The sequence below is a fragment of the Micromonospora sp. NPDC049175 genome (genome assembly GCF_043197345.1).
Lineage (GTDB): Bacteria > Actinomycetota > Actinomycetes > Mycobacteriales > Micromonosporaceae > Micromonospora.
Map to the genome: position 1 here is coordinate 187,532 of NZ_JBICSY010000002.1, position 16,440 is coordinate 203,971.

The window sequence follows — 16,440 nt, forward strand, 5'->3', positions numbered from 1 at the left end:
GCGCCGCCGGGGCCCGCTCAGGACCAGGCGTGGCGCAGCGCGACCCCGGCCTCCAGCTCCAACAGCTTGACCTTGCGAGCCAAGCCGCCGCCGAACCCGACGAGCTTTCCGCCCGCGCCGACGATGCGGTGGCACGGCACGAGCACCGGGATCGGGTTGCGGTTGCAGGCCACGCCCACCGCTCGTGCCGCCCCGGGATCGCCGAGCAGACGCGCCACCTCGCCGTAGGTGAGCGTCTCGCCGTACGGAATGCGGGTCATCTCCCGCCACACCGCCCGCTCGAACGCCGAGCCGCCCGGCTGCGACATCGGCACCGTGAACGCGGTCAGCTCACCGGCGAAGTACGCCCGCAGCTCGGCCACGGCCAACCGGGCGGGCTCGTCAACGGGCTCGTCGGTCGCCGACTCCACCCTGCCGAAGTGCGCCGCACGAACACCCTCGGCCTCGGTGCCGACCGAGAACTCGCCGATCGGCGAGTCGAGCACAGTCCACCTCATCCCGACATTGTCCCGCGCGGTGAGGCAAAGTTTCCCCTCCGCCGGGCGTCTGAGCTACGGAGGTGGACGGTGGCGGAGATCGACGGGGAGTTCACCGTGTTCGTTCGGGAGCGGGGCGGCGCTCTGCTGCGCGCCAGGGCCAGCAGGAGCCGCTGCTGGTGGAGACGTCCACCGGCCGGGTTGTCAACCCGCTGCCCACCGCCGACGTCACCTGGGTCGGCGACGACCGGCTGCTCTATCGTCCGCCGGACGAGTCGGGCGATTTCGTGCTCGCCGACCCGACGGGTCGTGAGCTGATCCGCCAGCCACTGCCCGAACAGTTGGCCGAGTTGGAGGTGAGCGTGGCGCCACGCTGAGCCGTTCGGCCGATCATGGACCTTTGCACGACGTCGATACCGTGCGGGTCGTGGCCACGGGAACGCTCATCTTTCTGATCATCGGCGGGGCGGGTGTCGGGGTTCTGGCGCTCGCCCTGCTCGGCAGCGAGTTGCTGCACTTCGGGCACGCCGACGTGGACGGGCCGATCTCCACCGAGACGGTCGCGGGGTTCGCCGGCGCGTTCGGATTCGGCGGGGCGATCGTGAACGAGCTGCTCGGCGCGCGTACCCCCGCACTGATCGCGGGCGCGGCGGCCGGCGGCCTGCTCGCGGCCGTGCCCACCGCGTGGTTGGCGTCTCGACTGAGCCGGGCGGCGCGGAACATGCGCACCGATCCCACCCCCACCCGTGACGACCTGGTCGGCGCGCTCGGCCTGGTCGTCACCCCGGTGCCAGCCAACGGGTACGGCGAGGTCCGCGTTCGCCTCGCCGGCCAACCGGTGAAGCTCAGCGCCCGCGCGGACCAGCCGATCCCGCTCGGCGCCCAGGTCTTCGTCGTGCAGGCGTTGAGCGAGACAAGCGTGCACGTCGAGACCTACTGATCCACTCCTCGTAGACGGGACTCCTGATATGGCCCTGCTCATCGCCATCGGTGGCGCGGTTGTCCTCGCGCTCATCCTGGTGCTCTTCGTGCTCTCCCGGATCAAGGTGGCCGGGCCGAACGAGGCGTTCATCGTCACCGGCCGCAAGGGCCGCACCACGCAGACCGCCGACGGCGGCCGGTCGACCGACAACTCCGGGCAGAAGGTCGTGCTGGGCGCCTCGGTCTTCGTGCTGCCGGTGGTGCAGAAGCTCCAGTCGCTCGACCTGTCCAGCCGACGCATCGACGTCGGCATCCGGGGCGCGGTCAGCAAGCAGGGCATCCGCGCCGATCTGCACGGTGTGGCGATCGTCAAGGTCGGCGGCACCGAGGACGCGATCCGGGCCGCCGCCCAGCGGTTCCTGCACCAGCAGGACGAGATCGACAACTTCACCCGGGAGGTCCTGGCCGGCGCGCTGCGGTCGATCGTCGGCCGCCTCACGGTCGAGGAGGTCATCCGGGACCGGGCGGCGTTCGCCAACGCGGTCGCCGAGGAGGCCGAGCACTCGATGACCAACCAGGGTCTGGTGCTGGACACCTTCCAGCTTCAGGACATCCTGGCCGAGGGCTCCTACCTGCAGGACCTGGGCCGGCCCGAGGCCGCCCGGGTGCTCAAGGACGCGGCCATCGCCGAGGCGCGCGCCCGGCAGCAGGCGGAGCAGGAACGCCTGCTCGCCGAGGAGGCCATCGCGGAGGCCAACCGGAACCTGTCCCTGAAGCAGGCCGGCATCCAGGCCGAGATCGACGCGGCGAAGGCGAAGTCCGCGGCCGCCGGGCCGCTCGCCCAGGCGGAGCGGGACCAGGCGATCCTCTCCGAGCAGCAGAAGGTCGCCGAGCGCAACGCCGAACTCAAGCAGCGCCAACTGGACACCGAGGTACGCAAGCCCGCCGACGCGGCCCGGTACAAGGTGGAGCAGGAGGCCGAGGCGTCCCGCGCCGCGGCGGTGCTGCACGCCGACGCGCAGCGGCAGTCCGTGATCGCCGCCGCGCAGGCCTCCGCCGAGCAGGCGCGGCTCACCGGTGAGGGCGAGCGGGCCCGACGTGCCGCGCTCGCCGAGGCGAACGCGATCGAGGGCGCCAAGGAGGGTGAGGCCGAGCAGCGCCGCCGTTCGGCGATCGCCGAGGCGGTGGAGCGGGAGGGTCAGGCCGAGGCCGCGGCCATCCTGGCCCGGGGTGAGGCCGAGGCGGACGCGATGGCGCGCAAGGCCGAGGCGTTCGCCGCGTACGGGGAGGCGGCGGTGTTGGACCTGCTGGTCAAGGTGCTGCCGCAGGTGGTGGAGGCGGCCAGCGCGCCGATCGGGGCGATCGACAAGATGACCGTCATCTCGACCGACGGCGCGTCGTCGCTGACGAAGTCGGTGGCCGGCAACGTGGCCCAGGGGCTCCAACTCGGCAGTGACCTGACCGGCATCGACCTGGCCGGTCTGCTGGCTCGGCTCGGCTCGGCGTCGACGTCGACCGGCAACGGCGCCGTGTCCGTCGACGGGCAGGCCGTCGAGACCCGCTGACGGCGTACGCGACGGGCGTCGCTCCCGGTTCGGGGGTGGCGCCCGTCGGCGTCTTCGCAGATCCACTCGGGTTCCTGGAAATCGGGGCATCCGAGGTGCCCGGACACCGCGACATCACCAAAGCCGAGCCGATCAGGTTCGGCGCTTAGGTGATCAGGCCCTCGGCGCGGGCCCAGCGCAGCAGTTCCGCCTCGGCGGCGTCGCGGTCCAGCGGGCCGTGCTCCAGGCGCTGCTCCTTGAGGTGCTTCCAGGCCCGGCCGACGACCGGCCCCGGAGGTACGCCGAGCAGCTCCATGATCGCGTTGCCGTCCAGGTCGGGGCGGACCCGGGCCAGGTCCTCCTCGGCCTCGATCCGGGCGATCCGCTCCTCCAGCGCGTCGTAGTCGGCCGCGAGCTGGGCGGCCTTGCGCCGGTTACGGGTCGTGCAGTCCGAGCGGGTCAGCTTGTGCAGCCGGGGCAGCAGGTCACCGGCATCGGCGACGTAGCGACGCACCGCCGAGTCGGTCCACTCGCCCCGCCCGTACCCGTAGAAACGCAGGTGCAGCGCGACAAGCGCGGTCACCTTCGCGGTGACGTCCTTGGGGTAACGCATCGCCTTCATCCGGGCCTTGGTCAGCCGAGCGCCGACCACCTCGTGGTGGTGGAAACTGACCCGACCATCGGACCCGACCGCCTTCGTCGCCGGCTTGCCCGCGTCGTGCAGGAGGGCGGCCATCCGCAGGATGAAGTCGCAGCCCTCCTCCTCGTAGGAGACCGCGTTCTCGACGACCGTCAGGGTGTGCTCGTAGACGTCCTTGTGCTGCGCGTGCTCGTCGATCTCCAGCTTCAACCCGGTCAGCTCCGGCAGGAACCGCTCGGCCAGGCCGGTGTCGACGAGCAGCCGGAGCCCGGTGATCGGGTCCGCGCCGCAGAGCAGCTTGGTGAACTCGTCCCGGATCCGCTCGGCGGTGATCCGGTCCAGGTCGGCGGCCATCTCGGTCATGGCCCGGTGCACGTCCGGGTGCACGGCGAAGCGCAACTGGGCGGCGAACCGGGCGGCCCGCAGCATCCGCAACGGGTCGTCACCGAACGACTCACCCGGGGTGCTCGGAGTCCGGATCACCTTTGCCGAGATGTCGCCCAAGCCGCCGTGCGGGTCGGTGAACCGGTGCTCCGGCAGGCTGACCGCCATCGCGTTGATCGTGAAGTCGCGCCGCTTGAGGTCCTCGTCGAGGCTTGTGCCGTACACCACCACCGGGTTGCGGCTGACCTGGTCGTAGGACTCGGCACGGAAGGTGGTGATCTCCAGCCGGAGGCCGTCGCGCTGCGCGCCGATGGTGCCGAACTCGCGACCGGTCTCCCAGATCGACTCGGCCCAACCCTTGATGATCCGCAGCGTCTCGTCGGGGTGCGCGTCGGTGCAGAAGTCGAGGTCGTCACCGAGTCGGCCGAGCAGGGCATCCCGCACCGAACCGCCCACCAGGTGCAACTCGTGGCCGGCGCGGACGAACCGGCGGCCCAACTCGTCGGCGACCGGGGAGACCCGGAGCAGTTCGGCGACGGCGTTGCGCTGCGCGGCGGTGAGTTCGCGGCGGTCGGCGGCGTGGGGAGCGGAGGCTTCGGACATGGGATCGCCAGCCTATCGGGCCGGGGTGTGATCCGATCCGCCGGGCGTGGGTAACGGGTGGGGGTTGACTATGGTCTGTGGCGTGCGGGTCGGTGTCCGGCTCGACGTACCCCTGGGAGGCTGGAGATGAGCGGCGGGCTCTACCGCAGCGCCAACGCCACGCCGGACGGTAACGTGCCGCCGGCTGACGGGGCGGTCTTCATCTCCGCGGAGCCGCTGAACCAGCCCGGGGTGGAGGCCACGGCGCCCCCGCCCGAGGTCGTCGGCGAGACAAGCGCCGCCGCGAACAGCGCCGTCATGGCGATCGGCAGCCTGGTCAGCCGGGGCACCGGCTTCATCCGGAACCTGATGATCGGTGCCGCCCTCGGCAACCTGATCGGCAACGCCTACACGACCGCCATCTTCCTCCCCAACCAGGTGTACGAGTTCCTGCTCGGCGGCGTGCTGACAAGTGTGCTGATCCCGGTGCTGGTCCGTCGGCGCAAGAGCGACGCGGACCGGGGCGAGGCGTACGCGCAGCGGCTGCTCTCCCTCGCGGTGCTGGCACTGGCCGTGGCGGCCCTGATCGCCGTGGTATCGGCGTCCGGGCTGACCGCCATCTACGCCAGCGGCAAGGACGAGGCCTACACCGAACTGATCACACGCCTGTCGTGGCTGGTGCTGCCGATGCTGTTCTTCACCGGCGTCAGCGCGTTGATCGCGGCGGTGCTGAACACCCGGGGCCACTTCGCCGCGCCGATGTGGGCGCCCATCCTCAACAACCTGGTGGTGATCGGCGTCTTCGGTCTCTACATCCTGGTCTACGGGGCGAAGGGGCTGCAGCCGTCGGACATGGGCCTCGGCCGGATCCTGCTTGTCGGCGGCGGCACCCTGCTCGGTGTCGCGGTGCAGACCGCCGGCCTGCTGCCGGCGTTGCGCAAGGTCGGCTTCCGCTGGAAGTGGCGGTTCGACTTCCGCGAGCTGGGGCTGCGTGAGCTGGCCAAGCTCGGCGCCTGGATGTTCTGCTACGTGGCGGTCAACCAGCTCGGCCTCTTCGTGGTGGTCAACCTCCTCACCCGGGCCGCGGGCACGGACCAGGCCGGCATCCTGATCTACAACAACGTCTTCCTGCTGCTGATGATGGCGCACGGCATCATCGCCGTCTCGATCATCACCGCGCTGATGCCCCGGATGGCCGCCGCGGCGGCCGACGGCCGGTTCCACGACGTCACCGCCGACCTTTCCCGGGGTGTCCGGATGGTGACAGCGGTGCTCGCGCCGATCGCGGTCTGCTATGCCGTGCTGTCCACCCCGATCTCGGTCGTGGTCTTCCGGTACGGCGCGTTCACCGCCGAGAACGCTACGGCGACGTCCACCGTGCTGCTGACCGCCGCGCTCGCCCTGGTGCCGTTCGCGATCAGTCAGCTCTTCACCTTCGCCTTCTACGCGCTGCCGGACACCCGCACCCCGGCCCTGATCAACATCCCGGTGGTGGCGCTGCGGGTGGGCGTGCAGATCGTGCTCTTCGCCGCGTTCGCCGCGCACTTCGCGGCGGCCGGGATGATGATCGGCAACGCGGTCTCGTACGTGGCGGCGGCGGTTGCCTCCGCCTGGTTGCTGCGGCCTCGGGTCGGCCGGATCGGGCTGGGCGCCATCATGCGCACCCTCGGCCGGGTCGTGGTCGCCGCGCTCGGCGCGGCGCTGATCGGCTGGCTGGTGCTCGCCCTGCTGCCGGGCGACGACCGGCCGAGCTGGTTCGAGGCAGTGATCCAACTCGTCGTCGGTGGCGCGGTGATCGGCGGGAGCTACCTGGGTCTGGCCACGCTGCTGCGGATCGGCGAGATCACCGAAGTGGTCGGCATGGTCCGTCGCCGCCTCGGTCGCTGACCGCCAGCACCCGATCACAAAAAGTTTGCCCACACACGGAACGTGACCACGGATCACCAGGCTGGGGACACAGCTGTGGATAACTCCGCGATTCGCCGGTCAACTGCCGCATCGGCCTGTGGATAACCAACCGTACGGCTGAGCGTGGCAAGCCGATCGGCGGGAACAGGCACGGTGGCGGGAGCGCCACGCCAGCCCAGCCCCGGCGTCGGTCACTTGCGGTGAAGCCGTAGATTAGCTAGTACATGTGCCAGCAACGTGGCTGACAACGGTCGTAACCGGACGAGTTCTTCGACTGCCGGAAGCCCGTCGGGTACGGCGGGAAGATGACATGTCGGGGAGACGGGCAACCCGGGTAAGGTCGCTCTCGACGGGTACGGCAGGGGCCGACGCTGCGCGTCGACACCGGTCGGCCGGTTCCTTCAACGGCAGAGCGGGAAGCCACATGCCCAGCAGTGCGGGTCCATCGATCGACACGATCACCGAGGGAGGACGGGTGACCCAGGTCGGCGAGGGTCAGGAGGCGGACGAAAGCGCTCCTCCGGTTATGACCTTCGGTGCTCCCACGGCCGGTGAAGTCCTCGCCGAGCGGTACGAACTGGTTGAGCACATCAACAACGACAGCGCGGGTCGGCTGGTCTGGCGCGGGGTCGACGTCATCCTGCGCCGTCCCGTCGCGGTGGTGCTGCGCTACCCGGGTGGCGACTCCGCCACCGAGATGCTCCAGGCCGCCGTCGCGGCCAGCCGGGTCATCCACCCCAACCTGGTCGGCGTCTACGACGCGATCGACGAGGCCGAGCGGGCGTACGTGGTGCGCGAGTGGGTCGACGGGCAGTCCCTGCGCGACCTCGCGGCCGACGGTCCACTGGATCCGGCCCGTGCCACCGCGATCGGTAACGCCGTCGCGAGCGCGCTCGCCGCCGTCCACGCCACAGGCATGGTCCACGGCAACGTCCACCCCGGCACCGTCATGATCAGTGACGAGGGCCGGGTGGTCCTGGCCGACGCCCGCACCGACGGCGCGGACAGCCAGGAGAACGACATCCGGGCGGTCGGCGGCATCCTCTACTTCGCGCTCACCGGCTCGTGGCCACACGCCGAGGCGCCGCTGCACGGCGCCACCGCCGGTCACGGGCGGGCCGCCATCCCGGACGCCGTTCGCGACGCCGGAGGTGGCATCGCCGCGCCACGTCAGGTCCGGGCGGGCGTGCCCGCGTACCTGGACGACCTGACAATGGATCTGCTCGACGCCGAGATCGCGCCGCCGTCGTCCGATGTGCTCGCCGCCGAGCTGGCCCGACTCGACGTGCCGGCCGAGGAGGAGCACTACCTCGAAAACAGCGGCCCGCTGCGGTTCGCCGCCGACACCGGCGAAGAGCCGTCGCCGTTGGCCGCGGCCGGTGGTCGCAAGGTCGCCGTGGGCATCGCCGGCCTGCTGGCGGTAGCCCTGGTGGGTCTGCTGATCGGCATCAGCACGCTTGGCGACAAGGACCCGCAGGCCAGCCAGAGCCCCGCGCCGTCGGCAAGCGCCCCGGCCAACGACGCCACTCCGGCCGCCGTCGCGGTCCGCAAGCTGCCCGTGAAGGATGTTCGGATCATCGACCCGGACAGCAAGAACCGCAGCGAGGTCGGCGGCGCGGAGAAGGTCATCGACGGTGACGAGGACAAGGGCTGGGAGACCGAGACGTACCGCGACCGGCCCAACTTCGGCAACCTGAAGAAGGGCATGGGCGTCTGGATCGACCTCGGCGAGCCGCACAGCGTCAAGTCGGTCCAGGCAGGGCTGTCGGCCACGGGCGCGTCCGCCCAACTCCTCGCCGGCACCACCAACCCGCCGTCAAGTCCCAGCGGCGACAAGCAGCTGGTCGCGGACTACAAGACGCCGATCGGCCAGCCGTTCGAGGATCACGACGGCACCACCATGACGTTCAACGGCTTCGACGCCGACACCAAATACCGGTACCTGCTGTTCTGGATCACCGAGCTGCCGCCGGCCGAGGGTGGTTTCAAGCTGGGGGTGCAGGAGATCACGGTCCAGGGGTCGTGATCCTGGCATCTCCGCCGTGGCACCGCATCCGCAGGACGTGGTGATGGACGGGCGCGCCGCCGCTACCGATCTGGAGCTGCTGCGCGCCCACGTCGACGGCGACGGACAGGCCTTCGCCGAGTTGTTCCACAGGCACCGCGACCGGCTCTGGGCGGTCGCCCTGCGTACGCTCGGTGATCGTGAAGAGGCCGCCGACGCGCTCCAGGACGCGCTGCTCTCCGCGCACCGGGCGGCCGCCCGGTTCCGCGGTGACTCCGCCGTCACCACCTGGATGCACCGGATCGTGGTAAACGCCTGCCTGGATCGGATCCGTCGCCGGCAGGCGCACCCGACCGTGCCGCTGCCGGACGGCAACCGGGCGGGGGACGGCTCGGGCATCGGGGGGATCGAGCCGGTCGCGCCCGCACCGGACCACGACACCGCGCTTGTGGTCCGCGAGGCGTTGGCCGCGCTGCCCCTCGAGCAACGTGCCGCGCTGGTGCTCGTGGACGTGCAGGGCTACCCGGTCGCCGAGGTGGCCCGGATCCTCGGTGTCGCCGAGGGGACGGTGAAGAGTCGGTGCGCCCGGGGGCGGGCGCGGCTGGCCGTGCTGCTCGGGCACCTTCGGCCCGCCGGCACCTCGCCGCCGTCGGCCCGCCCGGACCCGACCGGCCCGACCAGGGAGGTGCCGGGCGTCACGCCGGGGAACCCAGGCCCGGTCGAGGGCGTCGGATCGGGGTCGGTGCGATACCGGCGGGACGCCAACCAGGAGGACACGTGACGACCGAGGGGTTCCGGGAGGTCGACGACGATCTCCTCGCTGACTACCTCGGCGGGGCGTTGGACGGCACCCCGCAGCAGGAGGAGGTCGCCCGGCTGGTGTCCACGGACCCGGCCTGGACCGAGGCGTACGCGCTGCTGGCCCCCGCGCTCGCGGAGGTCCGCGCGGACCTGGGCCGCTGGGCCGAGCCGTCGCCGCGGATGCCGCAGGCGATCACCGACCGTCTCGTCGCCGCGCTTGCCGACGCGGGGCCGTCGGTCGCAGACAGCGACGAGGACACCGCCGACGTCGACTGCCCCACGACATCGCCTGTCGTGCCGGTGCAGGGCGGGTCCCGTCGGTGGGCGACCATCCCCGCACCGGCCCGTGCCGGTCGCCAGGCGTCCACCGGCCCGGGTCGCCGGCACGGTTGGCTCCGTCGTGGCACGCCGGTGGCCGCCGCCGTGATCGCCGTCGTCGCGGTCGGGCTCGGCCTCGACCAGCTGTCGATGCGCGCGAGCGACGACTCCGGCACCAGCGCCATCAATCGGCCGGTCGTCGCGCCCGCGGGCGACGCGGCGGTCCGCACCACCGGCCCGACACTGCGCAGCGGTACGGACTACACCCCGCAGACCCTCGGCAACGCGCCGGCCGTCGACCGGCAGACCACGTCCGGCCAGACGAGCGGCGCCGCGCCTGGTTCGCAGCCGGGGGTGGGCACCGAGCAGGAGCGACGCTCGTCGCCCGACGGGCCGGACCAGTTGGCCCGGCTGACCACCGAGGCCGCACTGAGCACCTGCCTGGCCGAGGTCGCGGCGGAGCACGGATCCGCTCCACTGGCGGTCGAAATGATCGACTACGCGCGTTTCCGGGGCGAGCAGACGCTCATCATCCGATTCAGCGACGCGACCGGGGCCCGCTGGGCCTGGGTGAGCGGCCCGGAGTGCGGAGTGCCGGGGTCCGGCGCGGACAGCCGGTATTCGGCGCGGGTAGGGTGAATCCACGGTCATCGGCACGATGAGCACCCACGTGACCTGACCCACCAGATGCCCGTCTCGGGAATCCACGCTTCGTACGATGACGTTCTGGAAGTCAGCTGTCGACCCCACCCAGGCGTCGGCAACTCGGATCAGCACCGGTGCGCTCACCGACGCTGAACACACACACTCGGGAGACGGCAGTGGACGAGGTCCGCAACCTGATCATCATCGGCTCCGGGCCGGCCGGTTACACCGCGGCGGTCTACGCCGCACGCGCCAACCTGAAGCCACTGATCATTGAGGGCGTGCAGTCCGGTGGCGCGCTGATGACCACCACCGAGGTGGAAAACTTCCCCGGCTTCGCCGACGGCATCCTCGGCCCCGAGCTGATGGACAACATGCGTAAGCAGGCCGAGCGGTTCGGTGCCGAGTTCCTCACCGACGACGTGACCCGGGTCGAGCTGGTCGACACCGGCGACGCCGGTTCCGGCGCGGTGAGCACCGTCTGGGTCGGCGAGACCGCGTACCGGGCCCGATCCATCATCCTCTCCACCGGTTCGGCCTGGCGTCCGCTGGGCGTGCCCGGCGAGCAGGAATACCTGGGCCACGGCGTCTCCTCCTGCGCCACCTGCGACGGCTTCTTTTTCCGCAACCAGCACATCGTCGTCGTCGGCGGCGGCGACTCGGCGATGGAGGAGGCCAGCTTCCTCACCCGCTTCGCGGATTCGGTCACGATCATCCACCGCCGCGACTCGTTCCGGGCCAGCAAGATCATGGCGGAGCGGGCGTTGGGCAACGAGAAGATCAAGGTCGAGTGGAACAGCACCGTCGAGGAGATCCTCGGCGACGACGGCAAGGTCACCGGCGTACGGGTCCGCAACGTGCACACAGGTGACACCAAGGTGCTGGACGTGACAGGCGTGTTCGTGGCCATCGGTCACGACCCCCGCAGCGAACTCTTCCGTGGTCAGGTCGAGATGGACGACGAGGGCTACGTCAAGGTCCAGGCCCCCGGCACCCGCACCAACGTCCCCGGCGTCTTCGCCGCCGGTGACGTGGTCGACCACACCTACCGTCAGGCGATCACCGCGGCCGGCACAGGCTGTGCCGCGGCGCTCGACGCCGAACGGTTCATCGCGACGCTCAGCTGAAACAGGAAACACATCCCGGAGGAGGGGCACAGTGGGAAATACCAAGGCGGTCACCGACAAGAGCTTCGTCGCTGACGTGCTGCAGGCCGACAAGCCGGTTCTGGTGGACTTCTGGGCCGAGTGGTGCGGTCCGTGCCGCAAGGTGTCGCCGCTGCTCGAGGAGATCGCCGGCGAGATGGGCGACCGGGTCAGCATCGTCAAACTCAACATCGACGAGAACCCGGAAACCGCACGCGCCTACCGGGTGATGTCGGTGCCGACGCTCACCGTGTTCAAGAACGGCCAGCCGGTGCAGTCCATCGCCGGCGCCAAGCCGAAGGGCGAGCTGGTCCGACTCATCGAATCGGCTCTCTGACCAACAGGAACATCCACCGAACCCCGCCCCGCTCGTCGGGTGCGGGGTTCGGTGTCTTTCCGGCCGCTGTCTTTCCGGCCGCGCCGCTCGACGTTTTTCCCGGCCACGCCACCTCGCCGCCCGGGAACGCATAGCCTCAACCCTGGGCCGCCCGGCCAGCCAGTGTCGTGCAGAGGGGGTCGTGCCGTGCGTCCGATCCGATCCGGTGACCGGGGCCCCGCGGTCACGGAGATCCGCAGCATCCTGACCGGCCTCGACCTGCTCACCACCGCGGGACCGGCCACCGACGAGTTCGACCTCGACACCGAGCGGGCGGTCCGCGCGTTCCAGCAGTCCCGGGGCCTCAGCGTGGACGGCCGGGTCGGCGCGGAAACCTGGCGCGCCCTGGATGCCGCCCGTTGGCGGCTCGGCGCCCGCACCCTCTACCACGCGGTCCCCGACCCGCTCAGCGGCGAGGACGTCCGGTCACTGCAGGAGCGGCTGCTGGAGATGGGGTACGACGTGGGCCGGGCGGACGCCGTCTACGGCATCCGGACGTCCCGCGCGGTGGCCCAGTTCCAGCGCGAGGTCGGCCTCACCCCCGACGGGTCCTGCGGCCCGCACACGATGAACGCGTTGCGCCGGATCGGCCGCAAGGTGGTCGGTGGCCGACCCCAGTGGCTGCGCGAATCCGACGCGATCCGGCAGTCCGGGCCCGCGCTGGTCGGCAAGACGGTGGTCGTCGACCCCGGGCACGGGGGCACCGATCCCGGGATGGTGGTGCCCGACGGGTCGCTGCGCTGGACGGAGGCGGACCTGGTGCATGACCTGGCCAGCCGGCTGGAAGGGCGACTCGCCGCGACCGGGGTACGGGTGCAGCTCACCCGCGGGCCGTCGCCCGACAGGTGCCTACCGGACACCGACCGGGCCCTGCTGGCCAACTCGCTGGGCGCCGACGTGTTCATCTCGTTGCACCTGGACGGCCACGCCAACCCCGATGCGGAGGGCGTCGCCACCTACCACTACGGCACCGACAACGGCGTGACGTCGGCGACCGGTGAGCGCCTGGCCGGGCTGGTGCAGCGGGAGATCGTCGCCCGGACGGGCCTCCGGGACTGCCGTACCCACGCCAAGACCTGGGACCTGCTGCGGCTGACGCGGATGCCGGCCGTCCGGGTCGAGGTCGGCTACCTCACCTCGCCCACGGACCGCGCCCAACTTGTCGATCCCCGTTTCCGTGACCGGGTCGTGGAGGCGATCGTGGCGGCGGTGCAGCGGATGTACTACCCGATCGAGCGGGACGTGCCCACCGGCTCGCTGGACGTCAGCGAACTGCGTGCCGTCGTGACCGCCGGCACGGTGGTCGACTGATCCGCCGGTTCGGCGATCAGGTGTTCGTGGAGCGGGTGGCCGGAGCGGGGCGGACCGGACGGAGCAGGGTCTCCGGGCTCATCGAGCCGAGCAACTTCTCCAGCGCGTACTCGACGTCGGACTTCCAGCTCAGCGCGGTCCGCAGCTCGAGGCGCAGCCGGGGGAAGCGCGGATGCGGACGTACGGTCTTGAACCCCACCGAGAGGAAGAAGTCGACGGGTGCCACGCAGCCGCCCACGGGGTCGTCCGCGTCGCCGAACTTGGCGTCGCCGAACGCCTCGATGGCCTTGATCCCCCGCTTGGTCAGGTCCCGGGCGACGCCCTGCACCAGCATCCGGCCCAACCCGCCACCGGCGAACGCGGCGACCACGTTTGCGGTCATCAGCAGTGCCGCGTCCGCGGAGACCGGCGAGGTCGGGAACGCCATCGAGCGGGGCACGTAGGCGGGCGGCGCGTACGTCACGAAACCCGCGGGCATGCCGTCGACGTACGCGAGCTTGCCGCAGGAGCCCCACTCCAGCAGCGTCTGGGAGACCCACGCCTCCTTCTCCAAGCCCGGATCGCCGGCGGCGCAGGCCCGGTCGGCGGAGACCGGATCAAGCTCCCAGTAGACGCACTGCCGGCACGGGCGAGGAACGTCTTCCAACGTGTCGAGGGTCAGGCTGACCAGACGTCGCGACATATGGCGCATCCCCACAATAGGCTCGGTGGTAGGTGCGGCCCGTAACGACAGCGCCGCCTTCCTGCTCCGACGAGCGATCGTACGCCGCCAATCGGCGATCCGGGAGGGGACGCGCAGATGCCCACCTCACCGGGGGACGCCCCGCAGGGTCCGCCATGTGGTCGATCCGTATTTGTGGGGCGGCAGCCTGGTTCTGGCGGACTAGGATCGACAATCGGTGTCCCATCGTCATGGTTATCGGTGTATGGGGTACCCGGAGCGGTAGCCGCCCGAGCAGCGATCGAGGTGAGGTCATGACCGGCACGACACTCGACGACTACACCGACCGGTATGCCCGGCGGGTACGCGGGATGACCGCCTCCGAGATTCGAGCACTGTTCGCGGTGGCAAGTCGTCCAGAGGTCGTCTCGCTCGCCGGTGGCGCACCGTACATCGCCGCACTTCCGCTGGACGCGGTCGGTGAGATGCTCGGCCGGCTCGGCTCCGAGCACGGCGTCACCACCCTCCAGTACGGCATCGGCCAGGGCACCCTCGAGCTGCGCGAGCGGATCTGCGAGGTGATGTCGCTCTCCGGGATCGACGCCGCGTGTGGCGCCTCCCCCGAGGACGTCGTGGTCACCGTCGGCGGGCAGCAGGCACTGGACCTGGTGGCTCGGCTCTTCCTCGACCCGGGTGACGTGGTGCTGGCCGAGGGGCCGACGTACGTCGGTGCGCTCGGGGTGTTCCAGGCCGCCCAGGCACAGGTCGTGCACGTGCCGATGGACGCGGACGGGCTGATCCCGGAGGCGCTGGAGACGGCCATCGCCGACCTGGCCCGCGCGGGCCGGCGGGTGAAGTTCCTCTACACGATCCCCACCTACCAGAACCCCGCCGGCGTCACCCTCAGCGAGGAACGCCGCGAACGGGTGCTCGACATCTGTGAGCGCGCCGGCCTGCTCGTCGTCGAGGACGACCCGTACGGTCAGCTCGGGTTCGAGGGTGAGGCCCCGGCGCCCCTGCGGGCCCGCCGCCGCGATGGGGTCTTCTACCTCAGCACCTTCTCCAAGACCTTCGCACCCGGCCTGCGGGTCGGTTGGATCCTGGCGCCGCACGCGGTCCGCGACAAACTCGTCATCGCCAGCGAGGCGCAGATTCTCTGCCCCAGCGTCTATGCCCAGACCGCGGTCTCCACCTACCTGGGCACGATGCCCTGGCGGCAGCAACTCAAGGTCTACCGCGAGGTCTACCGGGAACGCCGGGACGCGCTGCTCGACGCGATGGCCGACCTGATGCCCGAGGGCACCACCTGGACCACGCCGGCCGGCGGTCTCTTCGTGTGGGCCACCCTGCCCGAGGGCCTCGACTCCAAGGCCATGATGCCCCGCGCGGTCGCCGCCCGGGTCGCCTACGTGCCCGGCACCGGCTTCTACGCCGACGGCACCGGCACCGGCGCGATGCGACTCAACTTCAGCTTCCCGCCACCGGAGCGGATCCGCGAGGGCGTCCGTCGGCTGGCCGGTGTGATGGAGCAGGAGATCGCGATGCGCCGGGTCTTCGGTGCCGTGGGCGGCGCCGCCGGCCGACGCGGCCAGGCCGGCTCCGACGTGCCCGGGCCCGACTTGGCATGATGCCGGCATGGGTACGACCGCCGCCGAGCGCCTCCTCGTGACCGATTCCGCCGTTCCGGCCGACCTGCGCGTCGTCGTGCTCGCCGGTGGGCTCTCCTACGAACGGGACGTGTCACTGCGCTCCGGTCGCCGGGTGCTCGACGCGCTGCGCGCCGTCGGCGTGGAGGCCGAGCTGCGGGACGCCGACGTGGCCCTGCTGCCGGCGCTCGCCGCCGACCCGCCGGACGCCGTCGTCATCGCACTGCACGGCGCCACAGGTGAAGACGGATCGCTGCGCGGTGTGCTGGACCTGTGCGACATCCCGTACGTCGGCTGCGACGCCCGAGCTTCCCGGGTCGCCTGGGACAAGCCGTCGGCCAAGGCGGTGCTCCGCGAGGCCGGTATCCCCACCCCGGACTGGGTGGCCCTCCCACACGACCGCTTCTCCGAGCTGGGCGCGGTCGCCGTCCTGGATCGGATCGTCGACCGGCTGGGCCTGCCGCTGATGGTGAAGCCCGCACAGGGCGGGTCGGGGCTGGGAGGCGCGGTGGTCCGGGACGCCGCAGCGCTGCCCGCCGCGATGGTGGGCTGCTTCGCGTACGACTCGACGGCCCTGGTGGAGCGGTACGTGCCCGGCATGGACGTGGCGGTCTCCGTGATCGACCTGGGCAACGGGCCACAGGCGCTGCCACCGGTGGAGATCGTGCCGCGCAACGGGGTGTACGACTACGCGGCCCGCTACACGGCCGGGCGGACCACCTGGCACGCTCCGGCCCGGCTGGACCCGGAGGTGTCCGCCACCGTCGCCGACGTGGCCCTCGCCGCGCACACCGCGCTCGGTCTGCGGGACCTCTCGCGGGTCGACGTCATCGTGGACGCCGCCGGCCAGCCCCACGTGCTCGAGGTCAACGTCTCGCCGGGCATGACGGAGACGTCGCTACTGCCACTCGCCGTGCAGGCAGCGGGGCTGGACTTCGGCCGACTCCTCGGCACCCTGGTCGCCCGTGCGGCGACCCGCGTCACCGCCCCCTGACCAACTTCCCATCACCTCGGCGCGAGCCGACCACGAGGCGTGCGCGGTTGCCGCGCGTCGGGACGGCCGCGCCATCCTCATGG

15 protein-coding genes are annotated in these 16,440 nt (G+C 71.3%); 12 read left to right on the forward strand and 3 right to left on the reverse strand.

All coding sequences use genetic code 11. From position 1 onward, the window contains the following. Positions 1-17: 17 nt before the first annotated feature. Complete coding sequence (locus ACGFH8_RS07690; RefSeq protein ID WP_393365025.1) at positions 18-497, reverse strand: methylated-DNA--[protein]-cysteine S-methyltransferase; 480 nt, start codon at positions 495-497, stop codon at positions 18-20. Positions 498-655: 158 nt separating this feature from the next. Here ACGFH8_RS07690 and ACGFH8_RS07695 point away from each other — a divergent pair, with 158 nt between their 5' ends. The 3 genes from ACGFH8_RS07695 to ACGFH8_RS07705 are packed head-to-tail and all read left to right on the forward strand — an operon-like array spanning position 656 to position 2,962. Then, positions 656-853 (forward strand): hypothetical protein, encoded by a 198-nt coding sequence (locus ACGFH8_RS07695; RefSeq protein WP_393365028.1) that lies wholly within the window; start codon positions 656-658, stop codon positions 851-853. 41 nt (positions 854-894) lie between these two features. Continuing rightward, positions 895-1,416 carry a hypothetical protein gene (locus tag ACGFH8_RS07700; protein WP_393367007.1) on the forward strand — a complete coding sequence of 174 codons (522 nt, stop codon included), beginning with the start codon at positions 895-897 and terminating at the stop codon, positions 1,414-1,416. Positions 1,417-1,444: 28 nt separating this feature from the next. Next, entirely contained in the window at positions 1,445-2,962 is a 1,518-nt protein-coding gene (locus tag ACGFH8_RS07705; RefSeq protein ID WP_393365031.1) for a flotillin family protein, read from the forward strand. A 145-nt stretch (positions 2,963-3,107) separates the two neighbouring features. On the opposite strand, the gene ACGFH8_RS07710 is transcribed toward ACGFH8_RS07705, so the two are convergent. After that, positions 3,108-4,568, reverse strand: coding sequence for a CCA tRNA nucleotidyltransferase (locus ACGFH8_RS07710; RefSeq protein ID WP_393365034.1), 1,461 nt, complete (start codon positions 4,566-4,568; stop codon positions 3,108-3,110). Positions 4,569-4,694: 126 nt separating this feature from the next. On the opposite strand from ACGFH8_RS07710, the gene murJ reads away from it, so the two are divergent. The 7 genes from murJ (at position 4,695) to ACGFH8_RS07745 (ending at position 13,056) form a co-directional block, all read left to right on the forward strand. Then, positions 4,695-6,434 (forward strand): murein biosynthesis integral membrane protein MurJ, encoded by a 1,740-nt coding sequence (gene murJ / locus ACGFH8_RS07715; RefSeq protein WP_393365037.1) that lies wholly within the window; start codon positions 4,695-4,697, stop codon positions 6,432-6,434. A gap of 445 nt (positions 6,435-6,879) precedes the next feature. After that, positions 6,880-8,481, forward strand: coding sequence for a protein kinase family protein (locus tag ACGFH8_RS07720; protein ID WP_393365040.1), 1,602 nt, complete (start codon positions 6,880-6,882; stop codon positions 8,479-8,481). Between the two features lie 43 nt (positions 8,482-8,524). After that, a complete protein-coding gene (gene sigM, locus ACGFH8_RS07725; RefSeq protein ID WP_393367009.1) occupies positions 8,525-9,241 on the forward strand; it encodes an RNA polymerase sigma factor SigM in 717 nt (238 codons plus the stop codon). After that, complete coding sequence (locus tag ACGFH8_RS07730) at positions 9,238-10,218, forward strand: hypothetical protein (protein ID WP_393365043.1); 981 nt, start codon at positions 9,238-9,240, stop codon at positions 10,216-10,218. The genes sigM and ACGFH8_RS07730 overlap by 4 nt, the downstream gene beginning before the upstream one ends. 182 nt (positions 10,219-10,400) lie before the next feature. Further along, positions 10,401-11,351 (forward strand): thioredoxin-disulfide reductase, encoded by a 951-nt coding sequence (gene trxB / locus ACGFH8_RS07735; protein WP_393365046.1) that lies wholly within the window; start codon positions 10,401-10,403, stop codon positions 11,349-11,351. Positions 11,352-11,382: 31 nt separating this feature from the next. Further along, a complete protein-coding gene (gene trxA / locus ACGFH8_RS07740) occupies positions 11,383-11,706 on the forward strand; it encodes a thioredoxin (protein WP_053651673.1) in 324 nt (107 codons plus the stop codon). Positions 11,707-11,892: 186 nt separating this feature from the next. Next, positions 11,893-13,056, forward strand: coding sequence for an N-acetylmuramoyl-L-alanine amidase (locus tag ACGFH8_RS07745; RefSeq protein ID WP_393365049.1), 1,164 nt, complete (start codon positions 11,893-11,895; stop codon positions 13,054-13,056). A 16-nt stretch (positions 13,057-13,072) separates the two neighbouring features. Here the strand turns inward: ACGFH8_RS07745 and ACGFH8_RS07750 are convergent, their stop codons facing one another. After that, positions 13,073-13,738 carry a GNAT family N-acetyltransferase gene (locus tag ACGFH8_RS07750; RefSeq protein ID WP_393365052.1) on the reverse strand — a complete coding sequence of 222 codons (666 nt, stop codon included), beginning with the start codon at positions 13,736-13,738 and terminating at the stop codon, positions 13,073-13,075. A 293-nt stretch (positions 13,739-14,031) separates the two neighbouring features. On the opposite strand from ACGFH8_RS07750, the gene ACGFH8_RS07755 reads away from it, so the two are divergent. Continuing rightward, positions 14,032-15,345, forward strand: a complete 1,314-nt coding sequence (locus ACGFH8_RS07755; protein ID WP_393365054.1) for a PLP-dependent aminotransferase family protein — start codon at positions 14,032-14,034, stop codon at positions 15,343-15,345. Between the two features lie 7 nt (positions 15,346-15,352). Further along, positions 15,353-16,357, forward strand: a complete 1,005-nt coding sequence (locus ACGFH8_RS07760; RefSeq protein WP_393365056.1) for a D-alanine--D-alanine ligase — start codon at positions 15,353-15,355, stop codon at positions 16,355-16,357. Positions 16,358-16,440: the final 83 nt, after the last annotated feature.